Annotated in this window: 13 protein-coding genes, 2 tRNA genes and 1 pseudogene; 7 read left to right on the top strand and 9 right to left on the bottom strand. The window is 68.9% G+C overall.

The features are described from left to right. Positions 1 to 37: 37 nt before the first annotated feature. Positions 38 to 111: transfer RNA gene (locus GYB83_RS14000), tRNA-Pro, on the bottom strand. A 129-nt stretch (positions 112 to 240) separates the two neighbouring features. Here GYB83_RS14000 and GYB83_RS13995 point away from each other — a divergent pair. Next, positions 241 to 311: transfer RNA gene (locus tag GYB83_RS13995), tRNA-Gly, on the top strand. Between the two features lie 57 nt (positions 312 to 368). On the opposite strand, the pseudogene GYB83_RS13990 reads toward GYB83_RS13995, so the two are convergent. After that, positions 369 to 817, bottom strand: a pseudogene (locus GYB83_RS13990) (lipoprotein LpqH). A gap of 332 nt (positions 818 to 1,149) precedes the next feature. Continuing rightward, entirely contained in the window at positions 1,150 to 2,346 is a 1,197-nt protein-coding gene (locus tag GYB83_RS13985) for a benzoate/H(+) symporter BenE family transporter (RefSeq protein WP_161896045.1), read from the bottom strand. A 61-nt stretch (positions 2,347 to 2,407) separates the two neighbouring features. Between GYB83_RS13985 and GYB83_RS13980 the strand changes: the two genes are divergently transcribed. Together GYB83_RS13980 and GYB83_RS13975 are read left to right on the top strand one after the other, a co-directional pair. Further along, a complete protein-coding gene (locus tag GYB83_RS13980) occupies positions 2,408 to 2,962 on the top strand; it encodes a helix-turn-helix domain-containing protein (RefSeq protein WP_161896044.1) in 555 nt (184 codons plus the stop codon). A 162-nt stretch (positions 2,963 to 3,124) separates the two neighbouring features. Continuing rightward, a complete protein-coding gene (locus GYB83_RS13975) occupies positions 3,125 to 3,805 on the top strand; it encodes a L,D-transpeptidase (protein WP_161896043.1) in 681 nt (226 codons plus the stop codon). A 70-nt stretch (positions 3,806 to 3,875) separates the two neighbouring features. Here the strand turns inward: GYB83_RS13975 and GYB83_RS13970 are convergent, their stop codons facing one another. From GYB83_RS13970 to GYB83_RS13960, 3 genes are all read right to left on the bottom strand, one after another. Beyond that, the gene (locus tag GYB83_RS13970; protein ID WP_161896042.1) at positions 3,876 to 4,775 is read right to left on the bottom strand and encodes a PE-PPE domain-containing protein; all 900 of its coding nucleotides are present in this window, start codon (positions 4,773 to 4,775) and stop codon (positions 3,876 to 3,878) included. A 65-nt stretch (positions 4,776 to 4,840) separates the two neighbouring features. Then, complete coding sequence (locus GYB83_RS13965) at positions 4,841 to 5,659, bottom strand: Fpg/Nei family DNA glycosylase (RefSeq protein ID WP_161896041.1); 819 nt, start codon at positions 5,657 to 5,659, stop codon at positions 4,841 to 4,843. Positions 5,660 to 5,674: 15 nt separating this feature from the next. Next, on the bottom strand, positions 5,675 to 6,154 hold the full coding sequence (locus GYB83_RS13960) for a ribose-5-phosphate isomerase (RefSeq protein WP_161896040.1): 480 nt from the start codon (positions 6,152 to 6,154) through the stop codon (positions 5,675 to 5,677). Between the two features lie 22 nt (positions 6,155 to 6,176). Here GYB83_RS13960 and GYB83_RS13955 point away from each other — a divergent pair, with 22 nt between their 5' ends. Then, positions 6,177 to 7,220, top strand: a complete 1,044-nt coding sequence (locus tag GYB83_RS13955) for a M48 family metallopeptidase (RefSeq protein ID WP_161896039.1) — start codon at positions 6,177 to 6,179, stop codon at positions 7,218 to 7,220. 112 nt (positions 7,221 to 7,332) lie between these two features. On the opposite strand, the gene GYB83_RS13950 is transcribed toward GYB83_RS13955, so the two are convergent. Further along, positions 7,333 to 7,941 (bottom strand): DsbA family protein, encoded by a 609-nt coding sequence (locus GYB83_RS13950; protein WP_161896038.1) that lies wholly within the window; start codon positions 7,939 to 7,941, stop codon positions 7,333 to 7,335. A 60-nt stretch (positions 7,942 to 8,001) separates the two neighbouring features. Between GYB83_RS13950 and pepN the strand changes: the two genes are divergently transcribed. After that, a complete protein-coding gene (pepN, locus tag GYB83_RS13945; RefSeq protein WP_161896037.1) occupies positions 8,002 to 10,593 on the top strand; it encodes an aminopeptidase N in 2,592 nt (863 codons plus the stop codon). A gap of 21 nt (positions 10,594 to 10,614) precedes the next feature. After that, on the top strand, positions 10,615 to 12,204 hold the full coding sequence (gene fadD1 / locus GYB83_RS13940) for a fatty-acid--CoA ligase FadD1 (protein ID WP_161896036.1): 1,590 nt from the start codon (positions 10,615 to 10,617) through the stop codon (positions 12,202 to 12,204). Positions 12,205 to 12,312: 108 nt separating this feature from the next. Here fadD1 and GYB83_RS13935 read toward each other — a convergent pair whose 3' ends face one another. Then, entirely contained in the window at positions 12,313 to 12,780 is a 468-nt protein-coding gene (locus GYB83_RS13935; RefSeq protein ID WP_161896035.1) for a DUF5130 family protein, read from the bottom strand. Further along, positions 12,767 to 13,015 carry an aa3-type cytochrome oxidase subunit CtaJ gene (gene ctaJ / locus GYB83_RS13930; protein ID WP_161896034.1) on the bottom strand — a complete coding sequence of 83 codons (249 nt, stop codon included), beginning with the start codon at positions 13,013 to 13,015 and terminating at the stop codon, positions 12,767 to 12,769. The genes GYB83_RS13935 and ctaJ overlap by 14 nt, the downstream gene beginning before the upstream one ends. A 142-nt stretch (positions 13,016 to 13,157) precedes the next feature. On the opposite strand from ctaJ, the gene GYB83_RS13925 reads away from it, so the two are divergent. Beyond that, entirely contained in the window at positions 13,158 to 13,550 is a 393-nt protein-coding gene (locus GYB83_RS13925) for a globin (protein WP_161896033.1), read from the top strand. Positions 13,551 to 13,562: the final 12 nt, after the last annotated feature.

Raw genomic sequence — 13,562 nt, 5'->3', positions numbered from 1 at the left:
TTCAGTGCTCCTTGTTGTTCTCTGCTCACGTGATTCGTCGGGATGACAGGATTTGAACCTGCGACCCTCCGCTCCCAAAGCGGATGCGCTACCAAGCTGCGCCACATCCCGGCGGCCGCACCTCGAGGGCACAGCCAAACGCACATAGTACGGCCCGCCCTGTCCGGCTGGCGAACCCGGGACCGGTTTTGTTCATCGGGGACGCACTGGGGTACTGTTTTGCCCGTCGCACTGCGGCACGCGGGTGTAGCTCAATGGTAGAGCCCTAGTCTTCCAAACTAGCTACGCGGGTTCGATTCCCGTCACCCGCTCGGAACGAGAGCCCCGGCACATCAATGGTGCCGGGGCTCTCGTCATGTCGCAGAGGATCACTTACAGGTGACGACGACCTCGAAGTCCTTCGAGATCATGCCCGCCGTGATGTTCTTCAGATCCGCACCCTTGGCGGTGCCCTTGATCGTGTAGGTGTCGCCGTCGACGGACACCTCGGCCGATCCGGCGCCGGGAGCGACCGCGAGTGTCGAGCCGTCGACGACCACGCCGAGGAGTCGACCTTCGGCGGGTTGCCGTCGGTCATGATGATGCCGATGCCCTGCTGGCCGTCGATGGCGGCACTGCCGACGGTGATCTTGTCCCCTGCCTTGACGCAGTTGACCGACGACAGGTCGAGCCCGGACAGGTCCTTGCCCTCCACCTTGACCGTCGCCTTGGCGTCCGTGCTGACACCGTCGTTGCTCGACGAGTCGCTGCTGCCGCAGCCCGCCAGCACGGCGCCTGCGGCGACGACTGCCAAGACTGCTCCGAGTGTGCGCTTCATGCGTCTTCCTTCCGTGGGGTGAGTCCGGAGTTCCTGTGAGACTCGTGTGAACAAGCATCCTCGCCCCTCCGGGCGCGGCGTGCGGTTACGTGCGAACTCGACCGAGTCCAGTCGACCAGGCGACAACGAGCGCCCAGAACGCCGACCCGACACCGGCCGATGCCGACACCCGATGTCGGACCTTTGTCATCCAGGGGCGTCGTTCACGTCGCAGACCGATTCGAGCACGAAGGCCGCTGCCGCGGAGACGACAGCGAACAGCCTGCTGGACATGTTCGAAGTGAAGTAGTCCATCAGCCGCGGCCTTTCCGCCGTTTGTGACCGGATATCGGTCACAAACGGCGGAAAGGCCCGGCTCGACCGATTCCGCTCGACCATACGACGACGCCGACGACCAGCGCCCAGAACGCGGACCCCACACCCGCGATGCCGATTCCGGACGCCGCGATGACGAACGTGATGGTCGCGGGCAGGCGGGAGTCGGCGTCGGCCAGCGCGGACGAGCACGCGCCGGCGAACGCGCCAAGCAGGGCGACGCCCGCGACGGCCTGCACCACACCGTCGGGTGCGGCGAGCACCACCGCGACGAGACCCGCCGAACCGAGGCCCATGACGAGGTACGACACCCCGGTGGTGAATCCGGCGACCCACCGCCGCTCGCGGTCGGGATCGGCGTCCGGAGCCGCCGCGAGCGCGGCGCTGATGGCGGCCAGGTTCACCGCGTGTCCGCCGAAGACCGCGCCGACGATCGATCCGACTCCCGTGACGGTCATCGCGGGCCGCCACGGCACGTCGTAGTCGTACCCGGCCATCACGGCGACGCCCGGGATGTTCTGCGCGGCCATCGTCACCAGATACAGAGGTACGGCGACGCCGGTGAGCGCTCCGATCGTGAACGACGGCGTGGTGAACGTCAGGGTCGGCAGCAGATCGGCGAAGGCGGGCGCGGTGCCGTCGCGACCGATCGCCACGCCGATCACGACGAGGGCGGCGACGAACGCCGCGGGGACCGCCCAGCGCGGCCGGAGCCAGAGGACCACCAGCCACACGAGAAGGACCGGTCCGACGGCCGCCGGATCGTCGACCACCCCGTGCAGCGGCGCGATGCACAGCGGCAGCAGGACGCCGGCGAGCATGGCCTGCGCGATCGGCGTCGGTATGCGGGTCACAAGATCGGCGAGCCGCGGCCACAGTCCGGTGACGACCAGCAGCACGCCGCACACCAGGAAGGCGCCGACCGCCGCGGGCCATCCCCCGCCGACCGCGCCCGTGCTGACGAGGAGCGCGGCGCCGGGCGTCGACCACGCCGATGTGATCGGTATCCGGAAGCGCCACGACAGCACGACGGTCGCGGCGCCCATCGCGACGCTCACCGCGAGCAGCCCGGACGCGGCCTGCCCCGCGTCCGCGCCGACAGCGCGCAGTCCGGCGAGCACGACGGCGAACGACGACGTGAATCCGACAAGCGCACACACGATGCCCGCACCGATCGGCACTGCCACGGACACGCGTTGCTCGGGAGCGGTCATGTCACCGATCGTTCCATAGACAGAACGTTCTGTAAACGGAACAGGCGGTAGAGTCGACACCGTGAACGACGACGTCGGACGCCGACTCCGCGAGCTCCGGGCCGCACGCTCCCTCACGCTCTCCGAACTCGCGCGCCGCGCGGGCGTCGGCAAAGGCACCCTGTCCGAGATCGAGGGCGGCCGCCGCAACCCCACGATCGAGACGCTGTACGCGCTCTGCGCTCCGCTCGACGTCCCACTGACGGCGCTGCTCGGCGAATCCCCCGGCGCGCACGGGGCCGCCGCGGGCGGCATGCTGACCGTCCTCCTGTCGATGCGCCGACTCCCACCGTCGTCCGACCATCCCCGCGGCGCGGTCGTCGAGGTGTTCCGCCTCGAGTTCCCGGCAGGAGCCCACCACGTGGCGCCCGCCCACGGACCCGGTGTGCGCGAGCAGCTGAGCGTCGTCGCAGGCACTGTCCGCGCGGGCGCCGTCGACGAGCCGTTCGACGTCCGCGCGGGCTCGACACACGCCTGGACCAGCGATGGCGACCACGTGTACGAGGCCGTCGACGGCCCGGCCGAGGCCGTCGTCGTCATCACCAGCCCCACCGCGCTTCGCACGGACGGCCCGTGATGTTACTGTGACAGGCTTCACCACGAAATTAGGCCCTAATCAGGCATTTCATCGGACGGTCCGCGCGTTTTCGCTTGGCGCTGCTGCAACAGTTGTGTAACGATGGCTCGTGAGCGTCCACGGGGGTGGCGTTTTGTGACGACAAACGAAGGTAGATACGACGTGTTCAAGAAGAAGAGTGCGAGCCGCGCGGCTCGCCTGACCGCCATCGCAGTCAGCGTGGCGGCTCTGACCGCCGGCCTCCCCGCCGTCGCCGACGCGGCGCCGGTCACCGTGATCCCCGGCCTCCCGCCGGTCCAGGTTCCGGAACTCCCCAAGGTTCCGACCATCCCTGGCCTGCCCCCGACCTCCAAGTCGAAGCCGAAGCCGAGCACCACGACGCCGACCACTCCGGGCGTGCCCGCGATGCCGAACGTGAAGACCCCGACCGGCTACGTCGCCCTCGCGGTCGACGGCGACCACCAGATCTACTGGTGGAAGAACGGCGAGTTCATCAAGAAGATGCCGATCTCGATGGGATCCGACGCGCATCCGACCCCCAACGGCGTGTACCACACCAAGGAGAAGTACCGCGACATGTACATGGACTCGTCCACGTACGGTGTCCCGGTCGACTCGCCCGAGGGCTACCGCACGTACGTCGAGTACGCGACCCGCATGTCGTGGGACGGCATCTTCATCCACGCCGCACCGTGGTCGCTCGCCCAGCAGGGCGTCTCGAACGCAAGCCACGGCTGCATCAACGTGAGCACCGAGAACGGCAAGTGGGTGTTCGACAACGTCGGACGCGGCACTCCGATCGTCGTGCGCGGCACAATCGGCGGACAGTACACGGGCGACTAGTCCCGTAGACGTCGACAGGGCCCCTTCCGACTCGCAGTCGGTAGGGGCCCTGTCTCGTTGGTGACGTGTTCTATGCGACAGCGGTTTCGAGGGGCGAGCAGTGCCGGTACGACATCGTGGCCTCCACCTGCATCCAGTTCGCGAGCGTCTGACAGCCCGTCACGTCGGGATCGGTGAGCGGCGCGTGCCGGTACGGTTCGGCCGCGTACGACACGTGGCGACCGCCGGACCGGTTCGTGATCGACCACCGTCCCACCGGCAGCACCGACGGCAGGTATCCCCTGACTTCCCGGGCGGCCGACGCGATGCGATGAACATCGCGTCTCCACTGCCTCGGCGACACCGACGTGCGTGCGGCGTTCTGCATCCGCCTGCCGATCACCGCGGAACCCATCGCCGCCATCCAGCGGCGCACATGCAGCATCGACAACGAGTCCGTGAGGTCGGCGATGTCGCGGATCAGCGAGTCGTCCGTCGCATTGCAGATGACGTCGTCGGCCACGCCGACCCAGCACGCCGGCACGTCGCCCGGCAGCGGCGCTCCGGGACCGGCGACACCCCACCCAGTGCAGCCCTCGACGGCGCCCCGCGGCTGGTGCGGATCGGCGACGAACCCGACGGCGGTGACTTTCGCGACGAGGTTCGCCGACGCGGGATGAGCGAGGAACGTGCGGATCACGGCCGCGCCCTGCGAGTAGCCGATCAACATGATCGGCCCATCGGTGTCGCGGATCGACGCGGCGAGTGAGGCCACACCGCACGCGACGCTGTCGACATAGGCGATACCGTGGCGTCCGGCCGTCGGGCCGTAACTTGCGGGGTAGGGCACCCATCGACTGACGAACCGGGAGTCGAGCTGGTCGGTCACCGCGGCGAGCATGCCGGAGACGTGCGTACGGGGGTCCGCGGGGAACGATTCACCAGTGCCGCCGACGGCGAGGACCGTGATCGGTTCGGTGGTTCTGTTCATGACCACCACTCTGCACGTCGACTCTGACAATCGACGGTCACGGACACTGTGGGCTCTCTGAGAAGCTATGACTGACAGGACGGACACCAGAAGAGGTTGCGGCCCTCCATGTCCTGCCAGGCGATGGGAGTTCGACAGAGTCGGCACTCCTCGCCGGTCCGGCGGTAGACGTAGGTCCGCGGCCGGTCGACGGCGTACGCGGGGGCTCCGTGATCGTCGGCCGGTCGGACGACGTGGATCGTTCCGTGTCTGGCGCCGATCGGCATCAGGTGCAGCAGGTCGGCCCACATCTCGTCGAACTCGTCACGGCTGATCGATGTTCCGGGACGGTGCGGGTCGACGCCCACCCGGAAGAGCACCTCGGCGCGGTAGATGTTCCCGACACCCGCGATCACCTTCTGGTCCATCAGCAACGAACCGATCGCACGCCGGGACCTGCTGATCGCCCGCCACGCCCTGTCGGGATCGGCGTCGGAACGCAACGGATCCGGCCCCAGCCGGGCCACGAGAGCGTCGAGGTCGGCCGGCGTGTACAACTCACACGCGTTCGGTCCGCGCAGGTCGGTGCCGATGTCGGCGCCTTCGATGCGCATCCGCACCTGCCCGGTCGGCGCTCCCATCGGTGACGGCTCTTCGCTGAACGCCCCGTAGATGCCGAGGTGGACGTGCACGATCGGTCCGACGTCCACCCGTCCGCCGGTGTCGGCCGAGTACCGATGCACCAGGTGTTTGCCCCATGCCTCGGCACGACGGAACACCAGCCCGTCGAGCTGGGCCGTCTCGTGGGCGAACCGGCCTTGCGGGCTGGTGACGCGGACGCGTTGTCCGCCGAAATGTCGTTGCTGTCGACGAGCAAGCCGGTGAAGAGCGTGGCCTTCGGGCATGGTGCCCGACGCCGATCAGCGCGGCGGTTCGGGGAGCTCCGGCGCGACGCCGGTGGTCTCGTACTCGGCGAGGATGTCGATGCGGCGCTGGTGGCGCGCCTCGTCCGACCAGGCCTCGGCGACGAACGCGTCGACGATGGCGAGCGCCTCGTCCTTGCTGTGCATGCGTCCGCCGATGCCGATGAGCTGCGCATTGTTGTGCTGGCGTGCCAGTTGGGCGGTCTCCACGCTCCACGCGAGGGCACAGCGGGCGCCCTTGACCTTGTTGGCCGCGATCTGCTCGCCGTTGCCGCTGCCGCCGAGGACGATGCCGAGGCTGCCCGGATCGGCGACGACGCGCTCGGCGGCCGCGATGCAGAACGCCGGGTAGTCGTCGACGGCGTCGTACTCGTGGGCTCCGCAATCGACGACGTCGTGGCCGCCGGCTTTCAGATGATCGGAGATCTGGTTCTTGAGTTCGAATCCTGCATGGTCTGCCCCGAGGTAGATGCGCATGACGACACTATAGTTTGAGGGCGTGGACTCCGACGCGACCATCCCCCGCACACGCCTCGCCGAATCGCCGATCCCTTCGGTGCCGGGCGTGGACGACACCCGCCCGGTCACGCCGCCGCCGCTCCCGCCGGGTGCGGGGAGCGTGTGGCAGCATCCGGCGGTCTACGCCGGGACCCCGCGGCGTCATCCCTGGGAGATCCCGGTCCTGGTGATCGCGGTGCTGCTGACGATCGGCGTGTATGCGGTGGTCCTGCTGCTGGTGGCGCTCGGATACCTGTCGGAGTACTTTCTGGTCCCGCTGCTGCTCCCGTTCATGGTGTTCCTCGGACGCGGCATCGGGTACGCGAGCGTCCAGGCGAACGCCGTCCAGATAACGCCGACCCAGTTCCCCGAGGCGTTCACGATGGTCGTCGAGGCCGCCGCGCGGTACGGCATGGAGTACGTCCCCGACGCCTATGTGATGGCGGGCAACGGCCAGATCAACGCCTTCGCGTCCGGTCACGGCTTCCGGCGGTTCGTCGTCGTCTACTCCGACCTGTTCGAGGTCGGCGGACGCGCCCGCAGCCCCGAAGCGCTCGAGTTCGTCATCGGCCACGAGGTCGGGCACATCGCCGCGGGACACGTCTCCTACTGGCGGCAGCTGTTCAGCTCGTTCATCATGAACATCCCGATCCTCGGCTCGCTGCTGTCCCGCGCACAGGAGTACACGGCCGACAACTACGGCTACTACACCCGGCCGGACGGCGCGGCGTCGACGATCGGGCTCCTCGCGTCCGGCAAGTACATGCTCAGCGCCGTCGACTTCGACCAGTTCGCCGACCGTGCGGTGCACCAGCGCGGGTTCTTCATCGTCGTCGCCAACGCGTTGAGCTCGCATCCGATCCTCACCTGGCGGGCCGCGGCCCTGCGTGACCGCACCCGCAGCGGGTCGATCCTGCTCCGCCCGCGCACCTTCGTCCGCGGGACGGGGAGCGGCAATGTGGTCCACATCCCCGCTCCCCTGCCGCCGTCCCGGCTCGCGCCGGGCTCCCTGCCCAACAAGCTGTCGGAGACCTCGATCTACTGACTCGACCGGGCTCGAGTGCTGGGGCTTCGACACGCGGCTCCGCTGGCGCTCCGCCACGGCTCAACCACCGGTGGGAGGTCCCTGCTCAGAGCCGGGACCTGCGACGACGGGGTCAGTCGAACTGCGGGTCCTCGTGGCGGGACCGCTTGAGTTCGAAGAAGTGCGGGTACGACGCGAGGGCGACGACGCCGTCCCACACTCGACCGGCGTCCTCCCCGCGCGGAATGCGTGAGAGCACCGGGCCGAAGAAGGCGATTCCGTTCACGTGGATCGTCGGGGTGCCGACGTCGTCGCCGACCTTGTCCATGCCCTCGTGGTGGCTGGCGCGGATCACGGCGTCGAACTCGTCGCTGTGCGCGGCCGCGGCCAGATCGGGCTCGAGTCCCGCATCGGCGAGAGCGGTCGCGATCATCGCCGGGATGTCGCGGTTCCCGTTGTTGTGGAGTTGAGTGCCCATCGCCGTGTACAGCGGTGACAGGACGTCGTCGCCGTGGCGCGCCGCGGCCGCGGCGAGCACGCGCACCGGCTGCCACGCGTCCTTGAGCATCTCGCGGTAGCCGTCGGGGATGTCCTTCCCCTCATTGAGGACGGCGAGGCTCATGATGTGAAAGTTCACGTCGAGGCTGCGCACCTGTGCCGCCTCGAGAATCCACCGCGAGGTGATCCAGCACCAGGGGCAGAAGGGATCGAACCAGAAGTCAACGCGATCGGTGTCAGCCATGCCATGCATTCAACCACCGTTGCCCCGGTCGTGCGCCGGACCGCCAGTACGATGGGCCGGGTGAGCGCACCGAATCTGACACGTGACCAGGCGCGGCAACGCGCGGCCCTCCTCGACGTCGACGAGTACGTCGTCGACCTCGACCTGACCGACGGTTCCGGGGCGCCCGGCGAGACGACGTTCCGGTCGGCTACCACCGTGACCTTCCGGGCCACGTCCGGAGCTTCCACGTTCATCGACCTGGTGGCCCCGCGCCTGGTGTCGGCCACCCTCAACGGCGCCGACCTCGACGTCTCCGACTTCGACGAGTCCGTCGGCCTGGCCCTGCCCGAGTTGGCGTCGGTGAACACGTTGACGGTGGTCGCCGACTGCGCGTACTCGAACACCGGCGAGGGCCTGCACCGGTTCGTCGACCCCGCCGACGACGCCGTCTACCTGTACTCGCAGTTCGAGACGGCCGACGCCAAGCGCATGTTCGCGTGTTTCGATCAGCCCGATCTCAAGGCGCGCTACACGACGACGGTGACCGCCCCGGCCGACTGGAAGGTGATCTCCAACGGCGCGCCCGCGGGCGAGCCCACGGCCGCGGAGTCCGGCGCTCTCGTCCATCAGTTCGAGACGACCGAGCTGATGAGCACCTATCTCGTGGCGCTGATCGCGGGCCCGTACGCGGCGTGGACCGACGAGTACAGCGACGAGCACGGCGTCATCCCGCTCGGGTTGTACTGCCGCGCGTCGCTCGCCGAGCACATGGACGCCGACCGGCTGTTCGCCGAGACCAAGCAGGGGTTCGGCTTCTACCACCGCGTGTTCGGCGTGCCGTACGCGTTCGGCAAGTACGACCAGCTGTTCGTCCCCGAGTTCAATGCGGGCGCGATGGAGAACGCGGGAGCCGTCACGTTCCTGGAGGACTACGTCTTCCGGTCGCGCGTGACGCGGTACCTGTACGAACGTCGCGCCGAGACTGTCCTGCACGAGATGGCGCACATGTGGTTCGGCGACCTCGTCACCATGACGTGGTGGGACGACCTGTGGCTCAACGAGTCGTTCGCCACCTTCGCATCGGTGTTGTCGCAGGTGGAGGCCACCGAGTACACGAATGCGTGGACCACGTTCGCGAACGTCGAGAAGTCGTGGGCGTACCGCCAGGACCAGCTCCCGTCGACTCACCCGATCGCCGCCGACATCCCCGACATCGCCGCCGTCGAGGTCAACTTCGACGGCATCACCTATGCGAAGGGCGCGTCGGTCCTCAAGCAGCTGGTCGCCTACGTCGGCCTCGAGCCGTTCCTCGCCGGACTGCGCGACTACTTCGCCGCGCACCGTTTCGCCAATGCGACCTTCGCCGACCTGCTCGGAGCCTTGGAGAAGGCGTCGGGACGCGACCTGTCGGACTGGGGCGACCAGTGGCTCAAGACCACCGGCATCAACGTGATGCGACCCGACATCGAGACCGACGACGCCGGCGTCATCACGTCGTTCGCGGTGCTGCAGGACGGCGCGGCGCCCGGCGCGGGCGAGACGCGCGTCCACCGCATGCGGGTCGGCGTCTACGCGACACCCGATGCGGACACGGGCGCGCTCGTCCGCACGGAGTCCGTCGAACTCGACGTGGCGGGCCCGCGGACGGAGGTCCCCGATCTGATCGGCCGCCATCGCGGCGACCTGATCCTGCTCAACGACGACGACCTCACCTACGCGTCGGTGCGTCTCGATCCGACGTCGTTGGCGACGGCCACGGCCCGCGTCGGCGACATCGACGACCCGATGCCCCGCACCCTGGTGTGGTCGGCGGCGTGGGAGATGACGCGTCAGGCCGAGATGTCGGCCCGCGACTTCGTCGAACTCGTCGGCCGCGGCATCTCGGCGGAGTCGGAGGTCGGCGTGGTGCAGCGGGTCCTGCTGCAGGCGACGACGGCCCTCGAGTCGTACGCCGAGCCGGGCTGGGCCGCGTCGACGGGGTGGCCGACGTTCTCCGCACGACTGCTGGAGCTGGCACGAGCGGCCGAGGCGGGCTCGGACCACCAGCTGGCGTTCGTGAACACCCTGCTCGGCGGCGTCACGACGGACGACCAGCAGGCCACGCTGCTCGGACTGCTCAAGGGCGACGTCCCGACGTCGCACGGCCTGACGGGCCTCGTCGTCGACGACGAACTCCGGTGGCGCCTGGTGAAGGCGCTCGCCTCTCACGGTTCGATCGGCGAGGCCGAGATCGCCGCCGAGGCCGCCCGCGACAACACCGCCGCCGGTGCGCGCCACGCGGCCGCGGCGCGTGCCGCCCTGCCGACACCCGAGGCCAAGGAAACCGCCTGGACCACCGCGTTCGACGACGACTCCGTCGCCAACGTGACCGTCCGATCGATCGTCGAAGGTCTCGCCCGACCGGGCCGGTCCGATCTCCTCGCGCCCTACACGGGCCGCTACTTCGGCGAGGTCGTGCAGCTGTGGGGCCGCCGGACCAGCGAGGTCGCGCAGACGGTCGTCATCGGGCTGTATCCGAGCTGGGACCTCAGCGATGCGGCGTTGGCGGCCGCCGACGAACTGCTCACGACGGACCTCCCCGCGGCGCTGCACCGGCTGATCCTGGAGGGCCGCGACTCGGCGGCCCGGGCGATCCGCGCCCGAAAGTTCGATGCGGAGTCCGCGAACTGAAACCTGTGTCAGAATCCGCCTATGGCACAGACACTGCAGGAACTGATCGCTGAACGGGCCGAGACTCCCGGTGTCGCGGTGCGTTTCGCGCACCGCGACACCGGGGACACCGTCGAGTGGTCCTGGCCGGAGTACATCGGCCGTGCGCGTCGCCACGCGGCCGCCGTGATCGCCCGCCTCGACGACGCCCGCCCGCCGCACGTGGCGGCGCTGCTCGGCAACACGCCGGACATGCTCGTCGCCCTCGCGGGGGCGGCAGAGGGCGGATACGTGCTGTGCGGGGTGAACGACACCCGGCGCGGCAGCGCGCTCGCGGGCGACATCGCCCGCTCCGACTCCCAGCTGCTGCTCGTCGACGCCGAGCACCGCGATCTGTTGACCGGCCTCGACCTGCCCGGCGTCGTGGTGGTCGACGTCGACTCCCGATCGTGGGCACGGGAGGCGGAGGCCGCGGGCGACCTCACCCCGGTGCGGACGGTCGAGATGACCGACCCGTTCATGATGATCTTCACCTCCGGCACCAGCGGCGACCCGAAAGCCGTGCTCGTCTCGCACCTGATGGTGCTGTTCGCGGGCACCAACCTCGTCGAACGGTTCGGGCTGACCGCCGATGACGTGTTCTACCTGTCCATGCCGCTGTTCCACTCGAACGCCATCGCGGGCGGCTTCTCCCCCGCGGTCAACGCGGGTGGCACCCTGGTGCCGACCAGGTTCTCGGCGTCGCGCTTCGTCGACGATCTCCGCCGGTTCGGGGTGACCTACATGAACTACGTCGGCAAGCCGCTCTCCTATGTGCTCGCCACGCCGCCGCGCCCGGACGACGCCGACAATCCGCTGCGCATCGCGTTCGGCAACGAGGCGTCCGAACGCGACATCGGCGAGTTCGCCCGCCGCTTCGACGTGCATGTGACCGACGCGTTCGGGTCGACGGAGAACGCCGTCATCATCACCCGCGACGAGACCACCCCGCCGGGGTCGATCGGCCGTGGTCTGCCCGGCGTCGAGGTGTATCACCCCGACACGTCGCAGCCGTGCGCGCCCGCGGTGTTCGACGAGCATCGTGTTCTCGTCAACCCGGACGACGCGATCGGCGAACTCGTCAACACGTCGGGCGCGGGCTTCTTCTCCGGCTACTACAACAATCCGGATGCCAACGCCGAACGCATGCGCGGCGGCATGTACTGGTCAGGCGACCTCGCGTACGCCGACACCGACGGCTACCTGTACCTCGCGGGTCGGACCTCGGACTGGCTGCGCGTGGACGGCGAGAACCTGACGGCGGCGCCGATCGAGCGGATCCTGATGCGGTTGGACGCGGTGAGCCGCGTCGCCGTGTACGCCACCCACGTCCCGGAGAGCGTCGGCGACGAGGTGATGGCCGCGCTCGTGCTGCGCGACGACGCCGCCCTCACCCCGGAGGAGTTCGGCGACTTCCTCGCCGCGCAGGACGACCTGTCGCCCAAGGCCTGGCCGCGATTCGTCCGGGTCGCGTCCGACCTGCCGTCGACCGCGACCAACAAGATCCTCAAACGGTCCCTCGTCGCCGACGGCCGCGACGTGGGCGACGACGTCCTGTGGACGCGCGGGGCCCGCTCGCGGACGTACTCCTGACGCGGGAGCGTCTCGACTGCGCTCGACGAGCCGGGGACGGCTCGACAGGCCCCACGAACGACGAACGCCCTCGACCGGGAAGGTCGAGGGCGTTCGCCGCGAGAGACGTCAGGGACGCGCGACCGCGGTCGCCATCACGCGGAGCGCGGAGACGAGGCCGTCGACGAGTTCACCCTGCTTGAACGCCGAGAGCGCGGCGGCCACACCGAGTTCGGCGACACGATCGTTGACGCGGCCCGCGACGTCCGCGCCGGACACGACGACGACGTCGCGCGAGTTCGGCGACACGGCGATCAGCGCGCCGTTGTACGGCTCGGGCGACTTCGCGAGCGCGGCACGCGCACCGGCGACCACGTCGGAGCCGAGATCGCCGATGAAGACCGAGAACCGCACGCGGGCGACCTCGCTGGTCTCCTTGAGCGTGTCGTCGAGGAGGATGAGGTCGTTCTGGCTCAGCGGCGGGGTGTCGAAGCCCTGCCCGGGGTACAGGGCCGCGGAGACGCGGCCACTGGACGTGACGGCCGAACCGATCGGGAGCGACGCCGGATCGACGTGCGCGATGTCACCACTTGCCACTTGCGGAACCTCCCTCGGTGTCGCCGGGCTCTGCATGCCGGGCGAGGGTCATCGGATCGATGTCGGTCGCGGTGAACAGCGCCGGACCGCGGTCCCACCGCTGGTCGAGCGTGTACTCGGTGACCTGCGGACGCTTGACGCCCCACGAGAACGCCATCGACACGACACAAATGACCACGGAGAGCACGCACAGCGCGGTGACAGTCACACCGACGGGAACTATGAGCTGGTCCACACCCCACCCTTTCGACTCGCGCCTGGAGTTGAGCGCACACGACCTGCCAGGTGCAGGTCATCGTGAACCAATTTAGCTCACGGACCCGACGGCCGTCCCGATAGGGCCTACAGAACGTCGTAGACGACCGTCGTCGTGGACAATGGGCGTCATGACCACCTTTTACGACGAGGTCGGCGGCCACGCGACGTTCGAACGGATAACCGCGGCGTTCTACGCGGAGGTCGCCTCCGACGAGATCCTTCGGCCCATGTACCCGGAGGAGGATCTCGGCCCCGCGGAGCGACGCCTGCGGATGTTCCTCGAGCAGTACTGGGGCGGGCCGCACACCTACTCCGACGAACGCGGCCACCCGCGGCTCCGCATGCGACACGTCCCGTACAAGATCGGCCCCATGGAACGCGACGCGTGGCTGCGCTGCATGCGAATCGCCATCGGTTCGATCGAATCGGACGTCCTCGACGAGGAGCACCGCGCCCGCATCCTCGAATACATGGAGATGGCGGCCGATTCGTTGATCAACAGCCCGTTCTGATTGTGAAACAAT

The sequence above is a fragment of the Gordonia spumicola genome (genome assembly GCF_009932475.1).
Classification (GTDB): Bacteria; Actinomycetota; Actinomycetes; order Mycobacteriales; family Mycobacteriaceae; genus Gordonia; species Gordonia spumicola.
This window is presented reverse-complemented; position numbering and strand designations above follow the sequence as displayed.